This is a genomic window from Paenibacillus sp. 05T425 (genome assembly GCF_056396205.1).
The window spans coordinates 546,111-568,797 of sequence record NZ_JBFTLA010000002.1 but is presented as its reverse complement, the minus strand read 5'-3'; the positions used below and the strand labels follow the sequence as shown (position 1 = coordinate 568,797).

23 protein-coding genes are annotated in these 22,687 nt (G+C 51.6%); all 23 read right to left on the bottom strand.

Annotated elements, in window-relative coordinates:
- Nucleotides 1–14 precede the first annotated feature (14 nt).
- A complete protein-coding gene (gene nuoH, locus AC1DF0_RS06365) occupies nucleotides 15–1,031 on the bottom strand; it encodes an NADH-quinone oxidoreductase subunit NuoH (protein ID WP_477573391.1) in 1,017 nt (338 codons plus the stop codon).
- Complete coding sequence (locus AC1DF0_RS06360; RefSeq protein ID WP_442049493.1) at nucleotides 1,031–2,131, bottom strand: NADH-quinone oxidoreductase subunit D; 1,101 nt, start codon at nucleotides 2,129–2,131, stop codon at nucleotides 1,031–1,033. Before AC1DF0_RS06360 ends, nuoH begins: the two co-directional genes overlap by 1 nt.
- A gap of 6 nt (nucleotides 2,132–2,137) precedes the next feature.
- The gene (locus AC1DF0_RS06355; RefSeq protein ID WP_442049494.1) at nucleotides 2,138–2,917 is read right to left on the bottom strand and encodes an NADH-quinone oxidoreductase subunit C; all 780 of its coding nucleotides are present in this window, start codon (nucleotides 2,915–2,917) and stop codon (nucleotides 2,138–2,140) included.
- The gene (locus tag AC1DF0_RS06350) at nucleotides 2,818–3,336 is read right to left on the bottom strand and encodes a NuoB/complex I 20 kDa subunit family protein (protein ID WP_337103914.1); all 519 of its coding nucleotides are present in this window, start codon (nucleotides 3,334–3,336) and stop codon (nucleotides 2,818–2,820) included. Before AC1DF0_RS06350 ends, AC1DF0_RS06355 begins: the two co-directional genes overlap by 100 nt.
- Complete coding sequence (locus tag AC1DF0_RS06345) at nucleotides 3,321–3,665, bottom strand: NADH-quinone oxidoreductase subunit A (RefSeq protein ID WP_477573474.1); 345 nt, start codon at nucleotides 3,663–3,665, stop codon at nucleotides 3,321–3,323. The genes AC1DF0_RS06350 and AC1DF0_RS06345 overlap by 16 nt, the downstream gene beginning before the upstream one ends.
- 127 nt (nucleotides 3,666–3,792) lie before the next feature.
- Nucleotides 3,793–5,034 (bottom strand): GerAB/ArcD/ProY family transporter, encoded by a 1,242-nt coding sequence (locus AC1DF0_RS06340; RefSeq protein WP_442049496.1) that lies wholly within the window; start codon nucleotides 5,032–5,034, stop codon nucleotides 3,793–3,795.
- 7 nt (nucleotides 5,035–5,041) lie between these two features.
- Nucleotides 5,042–5,281: a hypothetical protein gene (locus AC1DF0_RS06335; protein ID WP_477573390.1), complete on the bottom strand. Its 240-nt coding sequence runs from the start codon at nucleotides 5,279–5,281 to the stop codon at nucleotides 5,042–5,044.
- A 9-nt stretch (nucleotides 5,282–5,290) separates the two neighbouring features.
- Nucleotides 5,291–6,541: a Ger(x)C family spore germination protein gene (locus AC1DF0_RS06330; protein ID WP_477573389.1), complete on the bottom strand. Its 1,251-nt coding sequence runs from the start codon at nucleotides 6,539–6,541 to the stop codon at nucleotides 5,291–5,293.
- Nucleotides 6,538–8,151 (bottom strand): spore germination protein, encoded by a 1,614-nt coding sequence (locus AC1DF0_RS06325; protein WP_477573388.1) that lies wholly within the window; start codon nucleotides 8,149–8,151, stop codon nucleotides 6,538–6,540. Before AC1DF0_RS06325 ends, AC1DF0_RS06330 begins: the two co-directional genes overlap by 4 nt.
- 258 nt (nucleotides 8,152–8,409) lie before the next feature.
- Complete coding sequence (locus tag AC1DF0_RS06320) at nucleotides 8,410–10,632, bottom strand: methyl-accepting chemotaxis protein (protein ID WP_477573387.1); 2,223 nt, start codon at nucleotides 10,630–10,632, stop codon at nucleotides 8,410–8,412.
- A 157-nt stretch (nucleotides 10,633–10,789) separates the two neighbouring features.
- Complete coding sequence (gene fhuB / locus AC1DF0_RS06315; protein WP_477573386.1) at nucleotides 10,790–12,811, bottom strand: Fe(3+)-hydroxamate ABC transporter permease FhuB; 2,022 nt, start codon at nucleotides 12,809–12,811, stop codon at nucleotides 10,790–10,792.
- Nucleotides 12,812–12,849: 38 nt separating this feature from the next.
- Entirely contained in the window at nucleotides 12,850–13,890 is a 1,041-nt protein-coding gene (locus AC1DF0_RS06310) for an ABC transporter substrate-binding protein (RefSeq protein WP_442049502.1), read from the bottom strand.
- 158 nt (nucleotides 13,891–14,048) lie between these two features.
- Nucleotides 14,049–14,450 (bottom strand): F0F1 ATP synthase subunit epsilon, encoded by a 402-nt coding sequence (locus tag AC1DF0_RS06305; protein ID WP_442049503.1) that lies wholly within the window; start codon nucleotides 14,448–14,450, stop codon nucleotides 14,049–14,051.
- A gap of 24 nt (nucleotides 14,451–14,474) precedes the next feature.
- Nucleotides 14,475–15,881 (bottom strand): F0F1 ATP synthase subunit beta, encoded by a 1,407-nt coding sequence (gene atpD, locus AC1DF0_RS06300; protein WP_442049504.1) that lies wholly within the window; start codon nucleotides 15,879–15,881, stop codon nucleotides 14,475–14,477.
- 85 nt (nucleotides 15,882–15,966) lie between these two features.
- Nucleotides 15,967–16,827, bottom strand: a complete 861-nt coding sequence (atpG, locus tag AC1DF0_RS06295; RefSeq protein WP_442049505.1) for an ATP synthase F1 subunit gamma — start codon at nucleotides 16,825–16,827, stop codon at nucleotides 15,967–15,969.
- A gap of 121 nt (nucleotides 16,828–16,948) precedes the next feature.
- Entirely contained in the window at nucleotides 16,949–18,463 is a 1,515-nt protein-coding gene (atpA, locus tag AC1DF0_RS06290; RefSeq protein ID WP_442049506.1) for a F0F1 ATP synthase subunit alpha, read from the bottom strand.
- Between the two features lie 25 nt (nucleotides 18,464–18,488).
- Nucleotides 18,489–19,028: a F0F1 ATP synthase subunit delta gene (locus tag AC1DF0_RS06285; protein ID WP_442049507.1), complete on the bottom strand. Its 540-nt coding sequence runs from the start codon at nucleotides 19,026–19,028 to the stop codon at nucleotides 18,489–18,491.
- Nucleotides 19,025–19,507 (bottom strand): F0F1 ATP synthase subunit B, encoded by a 483-nt coding sequence (atpF, locus tag AC1DF0_RS06280; protein ID WP_477573385.1) that lies wholly within the window; start codon nucleotides 19,505–19,507, stop codon nucleotides 19,025–19,027. The genes AC1DF0_RS06285 and atpF overlap by 4 nt, the downstream gene beginning before the upstream one ends.
- Before the next feature lie 134 nt (nucleotides 19,508–19,641).
- Nucleotides 19,642–19,857: a F0F1 ATP synthase subunit C gene (gene atpE / locus AC1DF0_RS06275; protein ID WP_307204792.1), complete on the bottom strand. Its 216-nt coding sequence runs from the start codon at nucleotides 19,855–19,857 to the stop codon at nucleotides 19,642–19,644.
- An 85-nt stretch (nucleotides 19,858–19,942) separates the two neighbouring features.
- Nucleotides 19,943–20,710, bottom strand: coding sequence for a F0F1 ATP synthase subunit A (gene atpB, locus AC1DF0_RS06270; protein ID WP_442049509.1), 768 nt, complete (start codon nucleotides 20,708–20,710; stop codon nucleotides 19,943–19,945).
- A gap of 22 nt (nucleotides 20,711–20,732) precedes the next feature.
- Complete coding sequence (locus tag AC1DF0_RS06265) at nucleotides 20,733–21,101, bottom strand: ATP synthase subunit I (RefSeq protein WP_442049510.1); 369 nt, start codon at nucleotides 21,099–21,101, stop codon at nucleotides 20,733–20,735.
- A complete protein-coding gene (locus AC1DF0_RS06260; protein WP_307204789.1) occupies nucleotides 21,094–21,327 on the bottom strand; it encodes an AtpZ/AtpI family protein in 234 nt (77 codons plus the stop codon). Before AC1DF0_RS06260 ends, AC1DF0_RS06265 begins: the two co-directional genes overlap by 8 nt.
- Before the next feature lie 190 nt (nucleotides 21,328–21,517).
- Nucleotides 21,518–22,666: a non-hydrolyzing UDP-N-acetylglucosamine 2-epimerase gene (gene wecB, locus AC1DF0_RS06255; RefSeq protein WP_442049511.1), complete on the bottom strand. Its 1,149-nt coding sequence runs from the start codon at nucleotides 22,664–22,666 to the stop codon at nucleotides 21,518–21,520.
- Between the last annotated feature and the right edge of the window lie 21 nt (nucleotides 22,667–22,687).

Here is a 22,687-nt window from a genome sequence, read left to right as displayed (position 1 = left end):
GCCTATTCCCCCTCTTAATTTTTGATGAACAGCTCCAAGTAGACAGCGGTCGCAAACACGTTAAGCAACGACACCGGCAGCAGCACCTTCCAACCGAGTCCCATCAGTTGATCGACTCGTATCCGCGGAAACGTCGCCCGAATCCAGAACAAGAAGAAGACGATGCAGACGAACTTGAGCAGAAACCATAGGATGCCAGGCACAAAATCGAGGAAAGGCGCAGGCGCATGCCAGCCGCCGAGGAACAGCACCGTCGTTAGCGCAGCAATGGCATACACGTACACATACTCCGACAGCATGAAAAAGGCGAAGCGGAAGCCGCTGTACTCGACATGATAGCCGGCCACCAGCTCGGATTCCGCCTCCGGCAAATCGAAGGGCGTCCGGTTCAGTTCGGAGACGGCCGCGATAATAAAGACGACGAAGCCTATAAGCTGAGGAAGGAAATTCCAATTCCAAAACCAGCCGCCCGATTGGGCTTCTACAATGTCGCGAAGATTAAGACTGCCGCTCAGTAGAATGACTCCGACTACCGAAATGACGAGCGGCACCTCGTAGCTAATCATTTGAGCGGCGGAGCGCATGCCCCCAAGCAGCGCATACTTGTTATTGGAAGCCCAGCCGCCAATTACGATGGCAAGCGTCGATATGCCCGACAACGCCACATAATAGAGTAAACCGACGTTCAGATCGGCGAAATATAGGTTTTGCGTATAAGGCAGCACGACAAGTACAGCGAATGCGGGCACATAAGCTAGCGCCGGCGCAAGAATGAACAGCAGCCGGTCCGCCTTTCGCGGGATTGTATCTTCTTTAATCAGAAGCTTGAAGATATCGGCTACCGTCTGCAGCAAGCCGAACGGGCCAACGCGATTCGGACCGATGCGAAGCTGCATCCAGCCGATGACTTTGCGCTMGAAGTATATGGCATACGTGACGAAGCCAAGCACGATGACTAAGAATACGACACCCCATAGGAACATCATGAGGGCGCTGCCCCAAGTGAGCGGCTCGCTTAACCATGCTCCCATTAGCAATCGACCTCCCCGACGACAATATCGACGCCGCCCAATATCGTAATGAGATTGGTCATTGTTTCTCCGACAAGCAGCTTAGGAAGCAATTGCAGATTAACGAAGGAAGGCCGGCGGAACTTAAGACGATACGGCTCCGCTTTACCCTTGGAGACGATATGGCAGCCGATCTCGCCGCGCGGCGATTCAATGCGCACATACACCTCGCCGGCAGGCGGTCTTATCGCGCGAGGCACCTTGCCCATTGTCTCGCCGCCTTGCGGGAATTGCTCTACGGCTTGCTTCAAGATACGCAGACTTTGCTTAATTTCCTCTAGACGGATCCGGTAGCGTTCATAGCAATCGCCCCGCGTGCCGAGCGGCACGTCGAATTCGAAACGGTCGTACAAGCTGTAAGGCTCCGCCTTGCGCAGATCCCAATCAACCCCCGTGCAGCGCAGATTCGCTCCGGAAAGTCCATAATCAATCGCCGTTGCCGCATCGTATTGCCCGATGCCCTTAATTCGCGCGAGGAAGATTTCGTTGCCGCTGACAAGCTTATCGTATTCCTCCAGCTTCTTCTCCATATAAGGGAGGAAGTCGCGCACTTTATCCATCCAGCCCGGAGGCGCATCCCACTTCACTCCGCCTACGCGCATATAGTTGTAAGTCAGCCTCGCCCCGCACAGCTCATTGAACAAATCGATAATGATTTCACGATCGCGAAACGCATAAAGAAACGGACTCATCGCCCCAATATCGAGCAGGTACGTACCCCACCATACGAGGTGGCTTGCTACTCGCTGCAATTCCATCACGATGAGCCGCAGAAACTCCGCACGAAGCGGAATTTCCAGTCCCATCATCGTCTCGACCGCATGAACGAGCACATAGTTGTTCGTCATGGCCGATACGTAGTCCATTCGATCCGTATAAGGAATAATCTGTGTAAAATTCAAGTTTTCCGCGATTTTCTCCGTGCCGCGATGCAAGTAGCCCATGACCGGCGTCGCTTCCGTAATGACCTCGCCGTCAAGCTTGACGATAATTCGGAATACGCCATGCGTGCTTGGATGCTGCGGACCAACGTTCAATAACAGCTCTTCTGTACGAATCACAGGCGGCTACACCTCCGAATCCAGCGGCTCATAATCTTTGCGAAGCGGGTGTCCAACCCAATCATCGGGCATCATAATGCGCCGCAGGTCGGGATGACCCGGGAAGTCGATACCCAGCAAATCGTAAATTTCACGTTCGTTCCAATTCGCCGTCGCCCAGACCGGCGTAGCGGATTGCACCGATGCAGCATCCCGATCGGTCCGCACCTTGATCGCCGCTTCCAGCTTGCTGTCCAGCCCGATCATATGATACACAACTTCCATATGCGTCTCGTAATCGACGCCGGATACGTTGCGCAAGTAATTGAAGCGCAGCTCGTCATGCCCCTTCAGCATCGATGCTATGCTCCGCCAATGCTTATTATGTATAACGAGCGTCGGCATATCGCCATTCAGCTCGTTCAAGTACGACTCGACGATAGCTTCTTCGTCCTCTGTCTCTTGCTTCACGAGAGCGACGAGCAGATCGAGATGCGGCTGCTTCGGCGATGGCGGCTTAGGCTCGGCAGGAGCGGCCTCCGCCGCTTCCGCATCCGCCTTCTCCTTCGCCGCCGCGCGAGCAGCCCGCGCTTCCGCCGCTGCCTTCAGCTTCGCCTCGCGCTCCGGATCTACCGCCGGCGCCGGCGGCTTCGCTGCATCGCTAGACTCCGCAGCCTCCGGTTTATCCTGCTTATCCTGCTCCTCGCTCATCGGCCCGTCACCCGCTTCCCGGTCTTCGCCTCGTAGCGGATCTTCTCCTGCAGCCGATTGATGCCGTAGATCAGCGCCGCCGGATTCGGCGGACATCCCGGGATGTACACATCGACGGGAACGATCTGATCGACGCCCTTAATGACCGAATACGACTTCACATACGGTCCGCCTGCCGTTGCGCAGGAGCCCATTGCAATGACCCACTTCGGCTCCGGCATTTGGTCGTATAGACGCCGAAGCAGCGGTCCCATCTTCTTCGTGACCGTTCCTGCGACGATCATAACGTCAGACTGGCGAGGCGATGTACGAAACATAACCCCGAAGCGGTCCAAATCGTAATGCGATGCGCCCGTTCCCATCATTTCGATTGCGCAGCATGCAAGGCCGAACGTAAGCGGCCATAACGAATTGCTCCGCGCCCATGCTTTCAGCTGCTCCAAGGTTCCCATAAATACGTTGCGTTCCAGCTCTTTGCGCTCATCAAGTGAAATTGACTCTAGACTGAATTCCATTTCAGCACCTTCTTTTTCCAGGCATATAGAAGTCCAACAAGCAGCATTCCCGCAAATATGATCATTTCCACCAGCACAAAGAGGCCGAGCTTATTATAAGCAACGGCCCATGGATATAAGAAAACGGTTTCGACATCGAAGATGACAAACATCAATGCAAATAAATAATAACGGATATTGAATCTAACCTGACCAACACCTACCGGTTCGTTACCGCTTTCGTACGTCGTTTTCTTAAGCTCCGTCGGCTTATAAGGCCGAAGCAGCCTGCCGATAGTCAAAGCTGCAACCGGGAGCAAAATGCCCAGTACGATGAAAATTGCCACCATGACATAGTTGTTGGCGTAGTTTTCCACTCGGGTCGCCTCCGTCTGTTGGTTTGGCGCGGACTCGTGCCGCTTGGTCATTTTTTCATCACAATTATAACAAATGCTTCCACAGCCGTCTATGACGGAGTTAACCGTCATCCCCGCCTGCTTGTGGCGCGGATTGCGCTCCCATAGCGGATTGTGACGATTCCTGCTGCTTAGGCTCCGTCCGCTGCTCCTCTTGCCCTTGCTGATCGGTGGCGAACTTTCCGTCAGTCGAATCCCGCTTACCGGTTATGACCGCGATAAGGAGCAATAGGAGCGGGATAATAATACCCTGCAGCGATGAATATAAGGTCCATACCCCCATCGCAACCTCCTTCGTATGGGCGATATTACGATAGACGAGCATGGACAGCGGAACAATAATAAATGCGTAAGGCAGGACTAGCGGTCTATAGGTTTGGAGGCCGACGACCTGCGCCGTTGTAACGGTGAGCGCATATACACATAAGACAAGTTTCATAAAAACCGTTCCAATCCAGACAATCGCCACTAAAATTTCAACCCTAACCAATATTTCCTCGATATTAATATACTTAGCCATATCGTATACCGAGAAAGGGCTTCGGGTCACTTCGCTTACCCCCATGACGCCAATAAGGTAGAAGGTCAATATCGTACTCGAAGTGGTAAGGACGATCATCGCCAGCTTTAGCGCCTTGCGCAGCTTCGGCTTGCTTTGTTTTTGCACGAGCGGCAATATGGAAGTGAAGAATACAAACTCGGCAATCGGGAAGCCGAGAATCGGATAGACCCCCTTAATCGGCCGCAGCAATCCCTTATACAGAATGGGCTCAAAATTGTGGAAGTTGAATTGGTTGGTGAGCGATACGAGAATGACGATAATGATCAGCATCCCCCAGGTGAAAAGAATTTCACCTGTACGCGCTATAGTTTCTATCCCTAAGTACACGCCATACACCACAACGATCATAAACGTGCTGTTTATGAACCATCCTGGCGTCTGCGGCAATACGGACAAGCCTAGGAAATCGGATATATTCCTTAGTACGAGCGAGCTCAATATTAGAAAAAATATAATATAGGTTATGCTGAGAAGCTTGCCTGCCCAGACACCGATCAGCTTCTGTGCATATTGCGCCAGTGACATATTGGGAAAGCGCTCGGCAAGCGCCAAATAAATCATGAGCACGAAATAATTAATAGGCCCCGCAAGCAGCATCGACACCCAGCTGTCCTGCTTGGCGATGACCGTGACGGCTGTTGGAAGAATGAGCGTCGAGCTTCCCATCGCGAACATGAAAACCATTTTCGCTGATTGCCCCGGCGTCACCAATGAGTTGTTCAACCCGACTGTTTTACTCAAATTCCATTCACCCCTTCTCGATCCAAATGATTAGCGGATTGTATACAGGCTTAAATAGAGCCATAATCATATCCAGCGGATTCGGCACTGGAAGTCCAAGCAACATAGAAGCGATAAGCGCAGCCGCTATCGTTAATATAAACATAGCCCAGCCGCGCTCCTTGTACTGTCCGCGATTACCGCCGAGAACCCAAATAAGAACACCGACACTTGCCACAATAAGCATGGCTGCTATCAAAGAAAGCATCCCGACCACTCATTCCACGATAGATTCGCTTCTTATGCCTGAACTGAGAATATTCGTTTTGCAATTAATGTTGGACTTTATGAGCGGAAAATCTTCGTCCCAGCTTGCTTCCTTCCGCTTCCAAATCGACGGCTTGCGCATATATATTTCTTTGCCCCAACCTAGCACATCCGAATTCATATCCTTCTGCAGAACATGAATCGCATCTTCGGCTTCCGCCTTAACCGTATCGCTCGTTAACTTACCTATTTGCACCAAGACGCTCTCCTCCATCACCTTAATGCCCGGGCACATAATTTCCTGTATGCCTCCCGTAAGCAGCAGATCTGCTTCTATGATCGGATTGCCGTCCTTTCCCTGCTTCACGTGGTATAAGCGCTTCGCATCATGTATTTCTACCGTCAAGAAGCCTTTCGACTCCGGACAAGCAAGCTTGACAACCGTACTCTTCACCTTGCCCTTCAAAAAAGCGAGACCGCGAGACTGCTTAGGTGTCAGAAAGCCGACCAGCTTTCCGTCCTTAAGTACGCCCATCGATGCAAGGGATGGGAATGCTTCCGGAGGAATGGTTGTTATGTTGTCTATCTTATTCCCTGCTGACTTATCTCCATCGATTCGTAAGGACGGGATAACGCCTTGTTCTCTGCCTTTACCAGCCAACCGAGTAATGTCCTTAACGAATATCGCATAATTGGTCCCATACGCTTGCTCGTTTACCTCGATCATGGAATGAAACTGATTGACCGGGATCGACTCCGTCTGCGTCGTCGTCTGCAGCAGCTTGCGAGCGCTCGTTCCCCGCGCCAATGCAATCTGCATATCCGTTCGGATATCGGGGTTGCGTTCGATAAGATCAACAAGCGGATAAACGCCGCGCCTCGCCATGCTCTCGCTGATGATCAACATTTGTGTATGGGAGAAAAAAAGTCTGCGCGACGTCTTCGTCGTCATTTTGCGTATCGCCTCGAATACGGTGTCTCCAGTCTCCGTAAATGACGTCACACTCGGTCCGCCGCCTCCGCCTTTGCTCTCTGATGCCACATTCTGCGGCAGGACGACTTGTACGGTAAGCTGCAGCTCTTGCTTGCCTGACGGATCGGGATCGATGCCTATTGCGAATACGACGCCAAGCGTGTCTAGATAGCGCAAGTCCCAGCAGCCGCTCAGCAGCAGCAGCACGCCGACTGCCCCGATAACCCGTGCAGGCCGGCCAGCCGCTCTTGCTCCTCGCAGCCAAGCCCGGATTCGCTTCACGGTCATTGCCCCGGCTCCTTCCTAGGCTCTGGGTCTACCTGCTGTCTTACTTTATTGTTAGACTTGATGCGTTGCGGGCGCTCCTTCATCAACCACAATGGAACGCGAATGAAAGTATCCTTCAGATCGGCCATCACCATCGGCGCGAACGGTGTCATATACGGCACGCCAAACGATCTAATATTGCAGAGATGCAGCAGTATAAACAGTGTAACGAGCGCGATACCATAGAAACCCAGCGTTGATGCGGCCAGCAACAGGAAGAAACGCAGCAGCCGGGCGGTGATGCCGAGACTGTAGTTCGGCGAGACGAAACTGGCTATCGCTGTGAACGAAACGACGATCACGACCGCCGGGGACACGATTCCCGCTTCTACGACCGATTGCCCGATAACGAGACCGCCAACAATGGATATCGTATTGCCGGCCGCACTAGGCATACGTACGACCGCTTCGCGCAATATCTCGAACACAAGCTCCATAATGAATGCTTCCAAGTAGGCAGGAAACGGAACGCCCTCCCGCTGAGCCGCCAGTTTCAGCAGCAACTGCGTTGGAATCATCTCTTGATGGTAGCCTATAATCGCGACATAGATCGACGGCATCAACAGCGCAATCATAAAAGAAGCGAAGCGAAGCAATCTCAGGAACGTTGCAATATCGAACCGTTGGTAATAATCCTCCGCCGCTTGGAAAAATACGTTGAGCGTAGCCGGAATAATAAGCACGAACGGCGTACCGTCAATGAGAATAGCGATTCTTCCTTCGAGCAGATTGCCGGCAACCACATCCGGACGTTCATTGCTCATTATCGTCGGGAAAGGGGACCATCTCTGATCGCCTATCAGCTCTTCGATGTAACCTGATTCCAACACGCCGTCAATCTTGATTTGATTAAGCCGTTCCCGAAGATCCTCGATCATCTCTTCACCGGCAAGCCCTTTAATGTACATGAAGCAAACCGGTGTTTGCGTGACTTCACCTATCGTCATTTGTTCCATCCACAGCTTCGGACTGCGAATCTTTCTTCGCAGCATCGCTGTATTGGCGCGGATCGATTCCGTGAACCCTTCGCGCGGGCCGCGAATAACCATCTCCGTCTTCGGCTCTTCGACTCCGCGACGAGCGCCCCCGACAACGTTTGTGGCAATCGCTTGCGTCTCGCCCTCCGCCATAACGATGCAATAGCCCAAGAACAGCTTTTGGAATACCATCTTCCAATCCTTCACTTCCATTGCCAGACCGGTCGAAAGAAGCCTCTTCTCCATCCACTTAAGCAACGTCAATTCTTGCTGTTGTGTCTCTGCGTCATAATGGTCCCGATGCAGGGGCTGAATGACGAATTCATTCATTCGATCATCCTCGATCATCCCTTGGACATAAATAAGCAGAATCGGTGTATGGTTAGAGTCGTTTAACTCTATTTCGCGGTAAATAATATCCGGGCTTTCGCCAAGCTCATTCTTGCACGTCTCCATATTTTTCTTCAACGAGGCAGTAAGGGGCATGTCCGCAATAYGGTTCATTTGCTCCGATTCATGYTTGACCGCCTTGGTCAGCCTCTTCTCGTCTGTTGCGCCGCCCTTGCGCCTGCCTTGCACTATACGTCCCGACATATGCTCCCGCTCCCTTACAGCCGAATAGTCTGCACTCATACTTATTAGGGATAGGATGCCTCTTGCATTCCATTATTATGTACATGCTAGTTTTTGGCGCACAAGGTGAAACGGCTGTCGCCGTCCTTTGGCGGCGCTGCGCGTTTCATTCCGGAGAAATATAGGCAGAAGGATTAGAGTGAAACTTATACTTTCCTATATTTTAAAAAAAGGCCGCAAGCCCGTTATTTAATAACGGTGCCTGCGGCCCTTTCTCATTTACCTGATTCTCGTATCGGTCAGCTTGAACTGTCCTACCAATTGCTGCAACAGCGTCGTAATCGATTCTACGCTTTGCGATGTCTGCCGGACATTGCTCATCTCGCCGATCAATTCTTTCACTTTGCCCTCAACATCGGATGAAACCTTTCGATTCTCTCGGCTGACAAGCGCGATCTTCTCCATCAGCTCGACAACCTCGTCAACGACCTGCGTTTTGCGCACATCCTCGGCATGTGCGGCAGCCAGTGTGCTTGCGGCAGTAGCTACAAGCTCTGTCCCTTCCTCCACGACCCGAGTTCCTTCATCCATGGAAGCATAGGCTTGCTTCGCTTCCTCATAGATATGTTGCGTAATCGTGTGAACCTCTTCCGTTGATTTTTTCGTCATATCGGCAAGCTTGCGAATTTCGGCTGCAACTACCGCGAAACCTCTGCCTTGCTCGCCTACGCGAGCCGCCTCGATCGACGCATTCAGCGCCAGCAAATTCGTCTGTGCCGATATTTCTTCTATAACTTGCAGCACGCCTCTAATCTCCTGCACAGTGGACATGAATTTATGAATCGTCTCATTTGTCTGTCCGACCTTCGCCGATATATGGAACATCTTATCGCCGATTCGATCAACCTCGGACTTCGCTACCGCTATCTGCGCCGCAGCCTGCTCTTCAAGCAGCCTTAACGTAGCTCGCATATCATCGGCTGTATCCTTCGCCGTATCGATATCCTTAAGCTGCAATCTAATGCTGCCGATCATATCGCTGACTTTGCCGCTCACCCGCTCGGTCGATTGCGCCGTTACAGCGGCAGACTCATTGAGCACATGCTGGCTGGACAACACGTCCGCAGCGGCCAGCTTCACTTGCAGCATAATGCCTTCGAGAGAGTCGATCATATTGTTGATCCACTTCGCCAGCTCCTTCGATTCGTCGTTGTCGAACTCCGACAGTTGAAGACGCTGCGTCAAGTCGCCCTTCCCTTCCGCATTCATACGAATAAAGGAATTCACCTTGCGCAAATGACCAACAACTCTGCTCGCTTCCTTGCGCTGGATCGTTCCGGCGATGAACACGCCGAAGATTAATGTGAATGCGAACACAGCGGCTGCCGCAACCCAAGGAGATACTGCTGAAGCGATAAGCCCAACAAGGAGTGCCGACAGCATACTAAGAACAAGCATGGAACCCCATTGAATTTTGCGCTGTCTCCAGCCGATACTGCGAATCCGGTACACTTCCTCCAGATCGCCCTCGCACATCATGCCCCACTTGTCAGGGCAATGCGGCAGCTGGAACGTTACCCCTTTGCCGATTACAGAAATATGCCGGTAATCCGAATACCCCGGGAATTGAACGAATAGATTGCTTCCGTTCCTGATCGTATTCGCTACACCTGGATGAAGCTGCCCTGTCGCCGGATCGGTGAACATTAGCTCGAGCTCCGTATGCTCCTTGATCGATACCGTGCCCCAGTCGGTTGTAACGCCATCCTTCAAGTTCTCGCCGTGCGTGAACGTTCGATCCTCGAATCGGCTGCGCGACAAAGCCGTTCCCGGAGCGATCTGGCGATTAAGGCCCGGTTCGGCCATAAAGATGTAGTTGTCGCCCGAGTCGGGATAGACGTGGCCCGATTCCCGTTGAATCAGGTCGCCAATGACATCATTCGGCACACGCGCGCAAACCGCAGCCCAAGCACCGCTCTCCGTCTTGAACGGGCAGATGAATAATAACGTCATTTTATCGTGGAAGGAGGAAGAACGTGCGCCTAGCTTCAACGTAATCGGATCGCTATAAGGTCCGAACAAGCATTTGCGCAAGCTGCCTTCTTGCGTCGCATAGACCAAACCGTTATAGATGGCGCTGCCCGAACGATACGATTGTCCGATATGATCGGCAAACGTAGAGTAGATAACGGTATGCTGCTCATCCATAATGAAGAGCTCCGTCACGTCAATTGCGCGTGCATATGTACGTTCAAGCAATCGTTCGATCGAAGGCTGATCTGCTGCGGATAGCTTAGACCCGATTCCGGTAAATGCAGGTTTCAATTGCCCCGCCAGTTGATCGAGCTGGTCCCAGTTCTCCATCGCCCACGATGAGAGCAGCTCCTTGCGCGTATCCGCGATCCCCTCGAAGCTCTGCTCAACATCGTCCTTCAAATCTTTGTTTAATTGCCAAGAAATCCAGAGTGGAAACCCAACCTTCATCCCTAACCAATCGAACATGTCGCACTCCTCCTGCTCTTCTCTATCTACTAATGTTAATTATATTAACATAGGTTGATGGATATTTCATGCAGAAGTTTTATTATTTTGTCGAAAACCGTCCTTGTTTGACGTGAATCTCATAAAAAGTGGCCATAAACACGAATAATACCTGACATCATCTGCTTTTCTTTCGGTTTGCCTGCCACATCAGCCACATGAAATAGGGGGCTCCAATCAGAGCCGCAATCAAGCCCGACGGAATTTCCTTCGGCGCTAGAGCCGAGCGACCGATCATATCGGCGAGCACAAGCAGCACAGCACCAAGAAGGGCAGTTAGGGGAACAAGTCTGCGATAATGCGGCCCTACGAGCATTCTCGTTATATGTGGAGCAATCAGACCGATAAATCCGATCGAACCGACTACAGATACTGCCGCGGCGGCAAGCGCCACGCCTAGGCCGCCAATCAGCAGCCTCGCACGATCTGCCTTCAAGCCCAGATTGGTCACCGTCGTATCTGAAAATTGTAAAATATCAATTCGTCGAGCCAGTACCCACGCGATTGGCAGCAAAATAAGCGGCCAGTAGATCAACTGCCAGAAGTCGTCCCAGGTCCGCGCATAAGTCGTTCCTGCAAGCCAGACGAGCGCCGATGCAACGGTCATCTTCATGCGAAGGACCAGGATTTGCACGATCGCGCTTCCCGCGGCGGATACGCCCAGTCCAAGCAAGGCAACGACAGCGGGTTGAAAACCGCTTTTCCTGCCCAAAAGGAATACAAGAGATGACGCAGCCACCGCTCCGATGAACGCTCCGGCAGGAAGCCATTGAACGGACAATCCAGTGAATACGGCCATCAGCAGCATAGCCCCTACGCTTGCGCCAGCTGTCACGCCAATAATAGAAGGATCGGCGAGCGGGTTGCGTACGATGCCTTGCAGAAGCAAGCCGCTGACCGCCAGCGTAGCGCCTGCAAGAGCGGCAACCAAGGTACGAGGCAGCCTCATATCGATAGCCAAACGTTTCACCTGCTCATCGCCATTGCCGAATAAAGCGGATATCACATCGCCGACTGGAATACGCAAGCTTCCGAATGCCAAGCTCGCGACAATCGCTGCCGCCAGCAGGAGGAACGCTCCTGCAACCCATATGCCATACGGAACGCGCGCAAGCTTAACCGAAGAAGCGGAAGTAGCCTGAGGCGTTCCTTCACGCTTCGCTTTAACCGTCCGCAGGACAAGCCATACGAGCCACGGTCCGCCGATCAGGGCAGTTATCGCTCCAGCCGGCAGCGGTCCAAGCGAATGCCTAAACTGCATCGCGACCGTATCGGAAGCGATCACGATAACCGCACCCCAGATGAACGACGTAGGCAGCAGCGCAATATGTCTCTTGGCGCCAAGCATACGCATCAGATGCGGTGCGATGAGTCCGACGAAACCGATCGGGCCAACGACACTGACAGCGATAGCAGCGAGCACAACAGCTATCGCGATTCCCGAGAAGCGCAGCTTCCATGCCTTCTGACCAAGGGAAGTAATCGTATCCTCGTCCATCTCCATAAGGTCCCATTTGCCGGCTAACAAGCAAGCTAGAACGACACCGCCGATGATCCATGGCCATGCGTGCTGCACGCCGCCCCAGCCGTTTTGCACCAAAGAGCCTGAGCCCCACAAGAACAGTCCCATCGTTTTCTGCTCGAAGTACAGCTGCAAGGCAGCTACTCCCGAGCTGAGCGCCATTGTAACGATCATACCTGACAGAGCAAGTCTAACCGGTGAAGCCTTCGCCCCGCCAGCCATCGTAAACGCAAGCAGCGCTGCGGCAGCACCTCCGGCGCAAGTTAATAGAAACGGATAAGAGTGAGCCATCACCGGGAAAAAGATCGTACAGATCGTTAAGGCAAAGAATGCCCCTGCGTTAATGCCAAGCGTAGCGGCAGACGCAAGCGGATTGCGCGTTGCGTTCTGCAGCAGAGCACCCGCGACGGCCAAAGCGCCGCCGACAAGGATGCCAATAAGAGTCCGAGGCAATCTCAGCGTCCATAATATCTGATGCTCCATCTGCGGCTCTGCAGAGAATAAGGCGGTAATCGTAGTCTTGAGCGGGAGATCGGCTTCTCCCTGCGTCAGATGAAGGGCTGACAGCACAGCAAGCAGAAGGAGCCCGGCTGCGGCTAGCAGCACAGGGCTCTTCATCGTTTGTTGCGTATGCTTCTTGCTAACAGCTTTTAGACTCATTTCGTAAGCAGGTCAGTTACTTTATTTGCTAGAAGTTCCGCGGACAGCGGGCCGCCGAATGGCCAGATGCCGTCAAGGTTGTAAAGGCGGTTTTCCTTTACGAACGGAAGATTGTTGTATACATCGTTCTTCGGAAGCAATTCGCTAAACACGGTGTCGTCAGGGCTAATCGTGTAAAGCAAGCTTGCTTGCTTCGTTTCATCCTTTGTCAAAGCTTCCAGCGAACCTTCCGAGTAACCGTACATTTGGAAGGCTTCGTCTTTGTGCGCGTTTTTCAAACCGATCTTGCTTAGAATGGACATCGCCATCGAGTTGTCCGTGAACAGGCGGAATGTCGCAACGCCCTCCGCGCTCCAAGCTTGCGTCATGACGATCGATTGTCCTTCTTTACCGGCAGCGGCTAGCTTGCCCTTCGAATCTTCGTATGAAGCGTGCAAATCAGTCAATACTTTCTCTGCATCGGCTTTCTTGTTTACAGCGTCGCCGATTGCGAGGAACGTTTCTTCCATTTCGCTATATTGGTCAAGTCCGCCTTCTTCTGGATACGGATTGAAGATCAACGTCGGCGCGATTGCTTTCAGTTGATCGTATATCGCTTCATGACGGAATTTAACGCCGATAATGAGATCAGGTGCAAGACTCGTAATCGTCTCCAAGCTCGGTTCTTGACGCGTTCCAAGCTCAACAACGTCCGCGTTCAGCTTTTGCTCCAAATAACCGTACCATACGTTGTAGTTCTCGATATCCGTTACGCCAGCCGGTTGAACGCCAAGCGCGAGCAGATCCTCTGCATACGTCCATTCCAGTACGACAACTTTCTTCGGAGTACCCTTAATTTCCGTCTCGCCCATAGCATGCTTGATCGTACGGACGGAATCGTCCTCTGCAGCAGGAGCATTTGTAGCTGTATTGTTAGCTTGTTCCGTATTAGCTGTGCCTTCATTGTTCGTGTTCCCGCTGTTCGCGTTGCCGCCGCATGCAGCTAGAAACACCACCATCGCTGCCAACATCAAGCTCATTAGTTTCAAACGTTTCATTTCTTTCATTCCCCCATATTGATAATCTCTCTCACCACTTCCACTATGATAAGGATTCTCATTTTCAATGTCAACCTTTTCTACAATATTATTTTAAATATAACAAAAAGAGCACTGCCCAGGCCGAGTGGCTTAGGCAGTGCTCTTGGTGCATTGGATTACTTCTGCTTAATGTTCAGACGGTTCATTGCGCGTTGCAGAGCAAGCTCTGCGCGGCGGTAGTCAACCTCATCACGCTTAGCATTCAAACGTTGTTGCGCACGCTGCTTGGCAGCTTCCGCACGTTCAAGGTTAATATCGGTAGCGAGTTCAGCGCTTTCGGCAAGAATAACGATCTTGTCCTTGCGTACTTCGATGAAACCGCCGTTAACGGCTACGATATCAACTTTATTGCCATCGCGTTTGATCGTTACGGGAGCGATGCGCAGCGGCGTTACAAGCGGAATGTGATTCGGCAAAATACCGAGCTCGCCTTCTACGCCTGTTACGCTAACCATATTCGCAGTCTCCGCGTATACTTTACGCTCCGGAGTTACTATTTCGACCAAAAAGGTACTCATGTGGATTCCTCCCGCCCTTCGCTACTATTGCAGCGTTTTGGCTTTCTCGACGGCCTCTTCGATTACACCTACGTAACGGAAGGCTTCTTCCGGAAGGTCATCATGTTTGCCTTCGAGAATTTCTTTGAAGCTGCGAACGGATTCTTTAACAGGAACGTATTTACCAGGCGTGCCTGTGAACGGCTCTGCAACGTGGAACGGTTGGGACAGGAAGAGTTGAATTCTACGTGCGCGAGCAACGGTTAATTTGTCCTCTTCGCTCAGCTCGTCCATACCGAGGATTGCGATAATATCTTGAAGCTCTTTGTAGCGTTGAAGAATTTTCTTAACGCCTTGAGCTACGTTGTAATGCTCTTCGCCCAATACGCCAGGGCTAAGGATACGGGAAGACGACGCGAGCGGATCAACCGCCGGGAAGATACCCATCTCGGAGATTTTACGCTCCAAGTTCGTCGTAGCGTCCAAGTGGGCAAACGTCGTTGCAGGAGCCGGATCCGTGTAGTCATCGGCAGGTACGTAGATCGCTTGGATCGAAGTAACCGAACCTTTTTTCGTCGACGTGATACGCTCTTGCAATTGACCCATTTCAGTTGCCAGCGTTGGCTGGTAACCTACCGCGGAAGGCATACGGCCTAGAAGGGCCGAAACCTCGGAGCCTGCTTGCGTGAAACGGAAGATGTTGTCGACGAACAGAAGAACGTCTTTACCTTCTTCATCACGGAAATACTCAGCCATTGTCAAACCAGTCAAAGCTACACGTTGACGTGCGCCAGGAGGCTCGTTCATTTGACCGAATACCATCGCTGTTTTGCTAAGTACGCCGGAATCCTTCATCTCATGGTACAAGTCGTTACCCTCACGAGTACGTTCACCTACACCTGCGAATACGGAGATACCGCCATGCTCTTGCGCGATGTTGTTGATCAATTCTTGGATCGTAACCGTTTTACCTACGCCCGCGCCGCCGAAGAGGCCGATTTTACCGCCTTTTGCGTATGGTGCGAGAAGGTCGATTACTTTAATGCCTGTTTCAAGAATTTCCGCTTGCGTGGACAATTCGTCGAAAGCAGGTGCCGGACGGTGAATTGGCAAGTTGATTGCCGATGTTACATCGCCAGCTTCGTCAATTGGTTGGCCAAGTACGTTGAATACACGGCCAAGCGTTGCCGCTCCAACCGGGATTGTGATTGCTGCGCCTGTATCAACAGCAACCATACCGCGTACTAGACCGTCAGTCGTACTCATAGCTACGGCACGTACCTTATTGTCACCGAGGTGAACAGCTACTTCAAGCGTCAGATTAATATCGATGCCGCCTGCTTCGCCCTTTTGCTCGATTTTGACAGCGTTCAAAATTTCCGGCAGACTGCCGCGTTCGAACTCTAAGTCTACGACCGGACCCATGACGGATACAACATGTCCTTTTTTCATGGTTTTCCCTCCTGGTTCCTTCTTGTTACTGCACCCGGGCTGGCGCTTATCGCAAGCGTCCCGCGGTAACAGTGCAAATCTATAGTTACGATTGAGCGTTCGCTCCGGCAACGATCTCCGAAATTTCTTGCGTGATCGCCGCTTGACGCGCACGGTTGTACGTAAGAGTCAATTGGTTAATCATTTTGTTCGCGTTTTTCGTCGCGCTGCCCATTGCCGTCATACGAGCGCCGAACTCACTCGCTTTGCCGTCCAATACCGCGCTGTAAATAAGCGTTTCCGCGTATTTAGGCAACAGCACTTCAAGCACGCCTTCAGCTGATGGCTCGTATTCATACGATGCAACAGAACCTTTGCCGCTCACATCTTCCAGCGGCAGCAAGCGTACTGCTGTCGGAATTTGAGTAATCGCATTGACGAATTCATTGTAGTACAGGTGAAGCTCGTCGTACGTACCTTCAGCGAAGTTCTTCACTGCGGAGTACGCGACCGACTTGATGTCTGCGAAAGTAGGGGCATCGGGCAAACCGATAACCTCTTCCACGATCGGCATATTGCGGCGGCGGAAGAAATCCCGGCCTTTGCGTCCGATAACGAACAATACATATTCGTCGGTGGATTTATGATTTTCGCGAATCGTTTGCGTTACTTTACGAAGAATGTTGGAGTTGTAGCCGCCTGCAAGACCGCGGTCCGAAGTAATAACGAGGTAACCCGTTTTCTTAATCGGACGCGTTTCCAGCATCGGATGCTTCACATCCTTCGTGCCGGCTGCGATGCTAGCCACAACTTCCTTCAGCTTATCCGCGTAAGGACGGGACGCTGTCGCTGCTTCCTGTGCTTTTCTCAGCTTGGAAGCCGCAACCATCTCCATCGCTTTCGTGATCTGCTTCGTATTTTGTTTGCTCTTAATCTCGCGTTTAATATCGCGCATACCTTTTGCCATTTGTTTCACCCGCCTTTGTTGCCTTGCGCATACAGCTTACGCAGCATGCTCAAAGCCTGGTGTTGGAGGAGTAAGGAAGCTGCGCCCGGACTGAAGTAGGACGGGCGCAGACGATATATTTCTAAGCCGTTACGGCAAAGCTTTTCTTGAATTTGTTGATTGCGTCAACGAGAGCTTTCTCGTTGTCGCCAGCGAGGTCCTTCGTATCGCGGATCGATTGGCCGATTTCCGGGCTGTTCGAATCCAGGTACGCATGGAACTCCTTCTCGAAGCGAAGAATGTCGCCAACTGGAATTTCATCCAAGTGACCTCTAACAGCGGAGTAGATCGAGATAACTTGCTTCTCAACCGGCATCGGCATGTTAACGTCTTGCTTAAGAATTTCCATCGTGCGCGCACCGCGGTTAAGGCGGGCAAGCGTCGATTTGTCGAGGTCGGAGCCGAATTGCGAGAACGCTTGAAGCTCGCGGTATGCCGCAAGGTCAAGACGGAGCGTACCGGCTACCTTCTTCATCGCTTTAATTTGAGCGGAACCGCCGACACGGGATACGGAGATACCAACGTTAACCGCTGGACGTTGACCCGAGTAGAACAGATCGGCTTCAAGGAAGATTTGACCGTCCGTGATCGAGATTACGTTGGTAGGAATGTAAGCCGATACGTCGGATGCTTGCGTCTCGATGAATGGCAATGCAGTCAAAGAACCGCCGCCTCTTGCGTCGCTAAGCTTCGCAGCGCGCTCCAACAAACGGGAGTGCAGGTAGAATACGTCACCAGGGTAAGCTTCCCGACCCGGTGGGCGACGGAGCAAGAGCGAAAGCTCACGGTATGCTGCCGCTTGTTTCGACAAGTCATCATAGATAACGAGAACGTGCTCGCCTTTGTACATGAAGTATTCACCCATCGAGCAGCCTGCATAAGGAGCCAGGAAGAGCAATGGAGCTGGTTCGGAAGCGCCAGCCGTTACAACGATTGTGTAGTCAAGCGCGCCATGGCGGCGAAGCGTTTCTACTACGTTAGCAACAGTGGATTGTTTTTGACCAACCGCAACGTAGATACATTTCACGCCGTTGCCTTTTTGGTTGATGATCGCATCGATAGCGATCGCTGTTTTACCTGTTTGACGGTCGCCGATGATAAGCTCACGTTGGCCGCGGCCAACCGGTACCATTGCGTCGATCGCTTTGATGCCTGTTTGCATAGGCTCATGAACCGATTTACGGTCGATAACGCCTGGTGCAGGCGATTCAATTGCACGGAATTGAGTCGTGTTGATTGGTCCTTTGCCGTCAAGCGGCTGACCAAGCGGGTTAACTACGCGGCCAAGAAGCTCTTCGCCGACTGGTACTTCCATGATACGGCCCGTACGTTTCACTTGGTCGCCTTCGCGGATGTCCGTGTATGGTCCGAGGATTACGACACCGACATTGCTTTCTTCCAAGTTCAAGGCCATGCCTACAACACCGTTAGCGAATTCGAGCAGTTCCCCCTGCATCGCGTTTTCCAAGCCGTGTACGCGGGCAATACCGTCACCGACATTGATTACGGTGCCGACGTCAACAACTTGAATTTCGGATTTATAGTTTTCGATCTGTTGTTTAATCAGCGTGCTGATTTCATCAGGTCTAATACTCAATTCGTTCACCCCTATCTACCATGCATTAGATTTTAAACGATTTTTGTAAACGATCCAGCTTGCCGGACAAGCTTCCGTCGTACAGACGGTCGCCGATGCGCACTTGTACGCCGCCGAGCAGGGAAGGATCCACGATTTGCTGCGCAATAATTTTTTTGCCGGTCAATTGCCCGAATTGAGCTGCTACGTTAGCAAGCTCCTCGCCGCTGAGCGATTGCGCGGAATATACCGTTGCATGCGCTTGACCAAGCGCTTCTCCCGCGATTTTCGTATACGCTGCGTACACGTCGACAAGAATATCTTGCCGTCTGCGCGAAATAAGAATTTCGATTGTATTTAGAACGAGCGCGGAGATGCTGTCGCCGAAGGCCGCTTTAACTGCCGCAACTTTTTTGCTTGGGTCAATGTTAGGCAAAGAAAGAAATTTTTGAACGTCCGCGTCCTGTTCCACAGCAGTGGCAATCAGTTTCAGTTCAGCTTCCACTTCAGCAACGATTTGCTGTGAAGCGGCAACTTCGAACAACGCTTTAGCGTAGCGCTTCGCTACGACCGTATCGCGGCTCATTTGCTTCCAACTTCTTTCAGGTATTGATCAACCAACTGCTCCTGTGCCTTCTCATCCACTTGCTTCTMGATAATTTTCGATGCGATCTTAACGGAGATGCCGCCAACTTCGGAACGAAGAGCTGCAATCGCTTTGTTTTTCTCGCTTTCGATATCCTTGAGAGCGTCGTCTTTCAGGCGGGAAGCTTCGGATTTTGCCGTTTGCACGATATCGTCCGCTTGCTTCGAGCTTGTCGTTCTCGCTTGCTCGATAATTTCGTAGGCTTCCTTGCGCGCTTGTTGCAGCGCTGCCTTCTGCTCTTCCATTTGCTGTTCAGCAGCTTTACGGCTGGAATCCGCTGTATTCATCTGTTCGAGCACCAACTGTCTGCGCTTCTCCATTACACCGAACAATGGACCGAACGCGTACTTGTTCAGAAACCAGTACAAAATGCCGAACGAAATAATCGCTATTAACATCGATTCCCAACTCAAACTCATTGAAGCCACTCCTTTCTTACTGCAGTAGTGTCCAAGCGTAAACGGCTGTGGCCGTCCGCTGTTTGATTAAAGCGTATTTGCATAACGAAGGCGAAGAGGGCTAGGCCTTCCCCGCCAATCATGACTGTTTTCAATTAAGCGCTGAAGAACGCCAAGAAACCGATAACTACGCCGATGATAGGCACAACTTCGACGATACCTACACCGATAAACATTGTTGTTTGAAGCTTGGATTGAAGTTCCGGTTGACGAGCGATACCTTCAACTGTTTTGCTGACGATCATACCGTTACCTACGCCTGCGCCAACTGCGCCCAAACCTACTGCCAATGCTGCTGCCAAGATTTCCATTTTTAAAATCCTCCTCGAGATATGTTGTTTTTAGTTGTATAACCAACCCGGAGCTTCATGAGCTTGTCCGAGTCTAAAGCGTTATTTAATGATGTTCATCGGCTTCGTCATGGATGGCAGCTTGCGAAATATATACCATCGTCAGAATCGTGAACAGGAAAGCCTGAATACCGCCTACGAATAAACTGAAGCCTTGCCATGCGATCAGGAACGGGATACCGTACCAGTTGAGCATCAGAATCGTAGAGATAAGAACCTCGCCCGCATAAATGTTAGCGTACAACCGAAGCGCCAGCGTTACCGGCTTTGCGATGGTCTCGATTAGGTTGACCGGCAAGAAAATMGGGAACGGATGGAAGTAATGCTTCAGATAGTGCTTTCTGTTCTGCTTGAGGCCAAGGTAGTGGACAATCACGAATACGATAATCGCAAGACCAGCCGTGACGTTAATGTCAGCGGTAGGCGATTTCCAGAAGGAAACGTGCGCTTCGCCGTGATGCTCGTCCAACAATTCTTGCGTGATGCCAAGCGCGTTATTGACGTGATGCGCCTCGAAAGTAACACCGAATGGCAAACCGAGCAAGTTGGAGATGAAAATGAACATAATAAGCGTCAATCCTAGCGATAGGAAAGGCTTAACCCGATTGAGCGGCATTGCACTGGCAATGACTCCGTGTACGAATTCAACGACCCACTCCAGGAAGTTTTGCATTTTGCCTGGATTAGTCACCGACAGATTGCGAACTGCCAATCTTGCCACAATCATCGTAATGACAACGGATACGAATAATGCGATAACGGTCGAGAGATCAATGTTGAGCGGCCCAAGATGCACTATGGGAAATTCATGCATGTAAAATTTTCACCCCTTTCCGCTAAGACTGTCGTTTGTTATGAATATAAGCTGCTGCCAAAAGAATAAACGGCATAACCATACAGCCGATTAACGCGGCCGGCATGCTGAACTTCTCCGGGAAACGATAGGCGATCATGGCTACCAAAAGCACGGTCGCGATCCGGCTTCCGAGTCCGAGACCCATCTTGCGCGGCCCAGTTCCCGCTGCACCATGTGTAACCATCTCCACGCGGCGTCTCAATAAAAACGCATTCATGGAACTTGCCGCCAATCCTAGAAGAAGGCCGAGTGTGACAATACGCCATTCCGGAGCGAGAGCCCATACCAGCAGACAAGCTGCCAGCAGATACAGGAGCACCCGAACTGCCGTCTTCATAATGTTATCCATCGGAATCCTCCAGAACCCTCTTTACAATCAGAATGGCTGAAAGAATGCCGACAGCCAGACCAACAAGCAGACCTGACATCTTCCAAGCCATCTCGCCGCCGAAGCGGTCCGCGCCCAAAGAGCCGATCCAGTACCCCAAGAAAATACAAACTGCGACATTGATTCCGAGAGCGCCTACAAGACCGGCAGCCAGCAGCGGATTGTCCCTTTTGTTATTTCTATTCATGGCATGTACCCCTGTCAATCCTCATATATTTTATCGAAGCAGCGCTGGTTTTGTCAATTGATATAACTGCAAACATTTAGTGAACAAGATGTACAAAACCCTTGATTCTACTAGTGTTCCGAGCGATCAAAACCGTACAGTACTACTGTATGCTGTACATTAACCTTACAGTAGGCTGTACGCATGTAAACTATGAACGTTGTGTGAACGATTCAGGGCGCGACTTTCTTCTGCCAAAATGATGCAAGATCGCCTCTACAATGCGCTCTGACGCTTTGCCGTCGCCATACGGATTGGCCGCTCTGCTCATTCTTCCGTACAGTTCCGAATCGTTCAGCAGCGCCTTCGCTCTGCTGTATACCGCTTCTTCATCCGTGCCCACGAGCTCAAGCGTTCCAGCTTCAATTCCTTCCGGGCGCTCCGTCGTATCGCGAAGAACAAGGGTTGGCACGCCGAACGACGGCGCCTCCTCCTGCATACCCCCTGAATCGGTCATAATCATGTACGTATGCGGGTAGAAATTATGGAACTGGAACACATCTAGCGGTTCGATCAGTTGGATACGCGGGTGATTGCCGAGAATCTCGTTCGCCGGCTCTCTTACCGCAGGATTCAGATGGACTGCATACACGACAACGACGTCTTCATGCTCGTCCGCAATACGCTTCACCGCGCGGAAGATGTTTCGGTGCGGCTCGCCTAGCGATTCGCGGCGATGCGCCGTCATCAGAATCATCCGTTTGCCCTTAGCCCAATCCAGCACAGGATGCATGAACGATTCATCCACCGTATATTGGAATACGTCAGTTGCCGTATTGCCAGTTACATAGATCGATTCCTCGGACTTGTTCTCCTTGCGCAAATTGTTCGCCGACCACTCCGTAGGAGCGAAATGCACATCCGATAGAACGCCTGCAAGCTGCCGATTCATCTCTTCCGGATACGGGGACAGCTTATTCCACGTCCGTAGTCCCGCCTCAACATGGCCTACCTTAATTTGTTTAAGGAACGCCGCGTAGCTGGCTAGAAACGTCGTTTGGGTATCTCCGTGCACGAGCACGATGTCTGGCCTCGCTTGCTGCAGCACCGGATCGAGGCCTTCAAGCACCCGTACGGTCGTTTCTGTCAGCGTCTGGCGATCCTTCATTACATTCAAATCATAATTCGGCTCAATCTCGAAGAAGTCGAGCACCTGATCCAGCATCTGACGATGCTGGGCCGTCACGCATACGATTGATTCGATCTGATCGTCATGCTTCTGCAGTTCAAGAACAAGCGGTGCCATCTTGACTGCTTCCGGACGCGTACCGAAAATGGTCATTACCTTCAGTTTGGTCAAAAGATTCCACTCCTATTAAAA

Bases quoted from the DNA above. Each gene is read 5' to 3' on its own strand.
- fhuB (WP_477573386.1), bottom strand. From the start codon at position 12,811: ATGAAGAGCCCTGTGCTGCTAGCCGCAGCCGGGCTCCTTCTGCTTGCT.
- AC1DF0_RS06310 (WP_442049502.1), bottom strand. From the start codon at position 13,890: ATGAAACGTTTGAAACTAATGAGCTTGATGTTGGCAGCGATGGTGGTG.
- AC1DF0_RS06285 (WP_442049507.1), bottom strand. From the start codon at position 19,028: ATGAGCCGCGATACGGTCGTAGCGAAGCGCTACGCTAAAGCGTTGTTC.
- AC1DF0_RS06265 (WP_442049510.1), bottom strand. From the start codon at position 21,101: ATGGATAACATTATGAAGACGGCAGTTCGGGTGCTCCTGTATCTGCTG.
- AC1DF0_RS06320 (WP_477573387.1), bottom strand. From the start codon at position 10,632: ATGTTCGATTGGTTAGGGATGAAGGTTGGGTTTCCACTCTGGATTTCT.
- atpD (WP_442049504.1), bottom strand. From the start codon at position 15,881: ATGAAAAAAGGACATGTTGTATCCGTCATGGGTCCGGTCGTAGACTTA.
- AC1DF0_RS06260 (WP_307204789.1), bottom strand. From the start codon at position 21,327: ATGAATAGAAATAACAAAAGGGACAATCCGCTGCTGGCTGCCGGTCTT.
- AC1DF0_RS06330 (WP_477573389.1), bottom strand. From the start codon at position 6,541: ATGACCGTGAAGCGAATCCGGGCTTGGCTGCGAGGAGCAAGAGCGGCT.
- AC1DF0_RS06335 (WP_477573390.1), bottom strand. From the start codon at position 5,281: ATGCTTTCTTTGATAGCAGCCATGCTTATTGTGGCAAGTGTCGGTGTT.
- AC1DF0_RS06305 (WP_442049503.1), bottom strand. From the start codon at position 14,450: ATGAGTACCTTTTTGGTCGAAATAGTAACTCCGGAGCGTAAAGTATAC.
- atpE (WP_307204792.1), bottom strand. From the start codon at position 19,857: ATGGAAATCTTGGCAGCAGCATTGGCAGTAGGTTTGGGCGCAGTTGGC.
- AC1DF0_RS06345 (WP_477573474.1), bottom strand. From the start codon at position 3,665: ATGGTGGCAATTTTCATCGTACTGGGCATTTTGCTCCCGGTTGCAGCT.
- atpG (WP_442049505.1), bottom strand. From the start codon at position 16,827: ATGGCAAAAGGTATGCGCGATATTAAACGCGAGATTAAGAGCAAACAA.
- AC1DF0_RS06355 (WP_442049494.1), bottom strand. From the start codon at position 2,917: ATGTCCGCCGAATCCGGCGGCGCTGATCTACGGCATCAATCGGCTGCA.
- AC1DF0_RS06350 (WP_337103914.1), bottom strand. From the start codon at position 3,336: ATGGAATTCAGTCTAGAGTCAATTTCACTTGATGAGCGCAAAGAGCTG.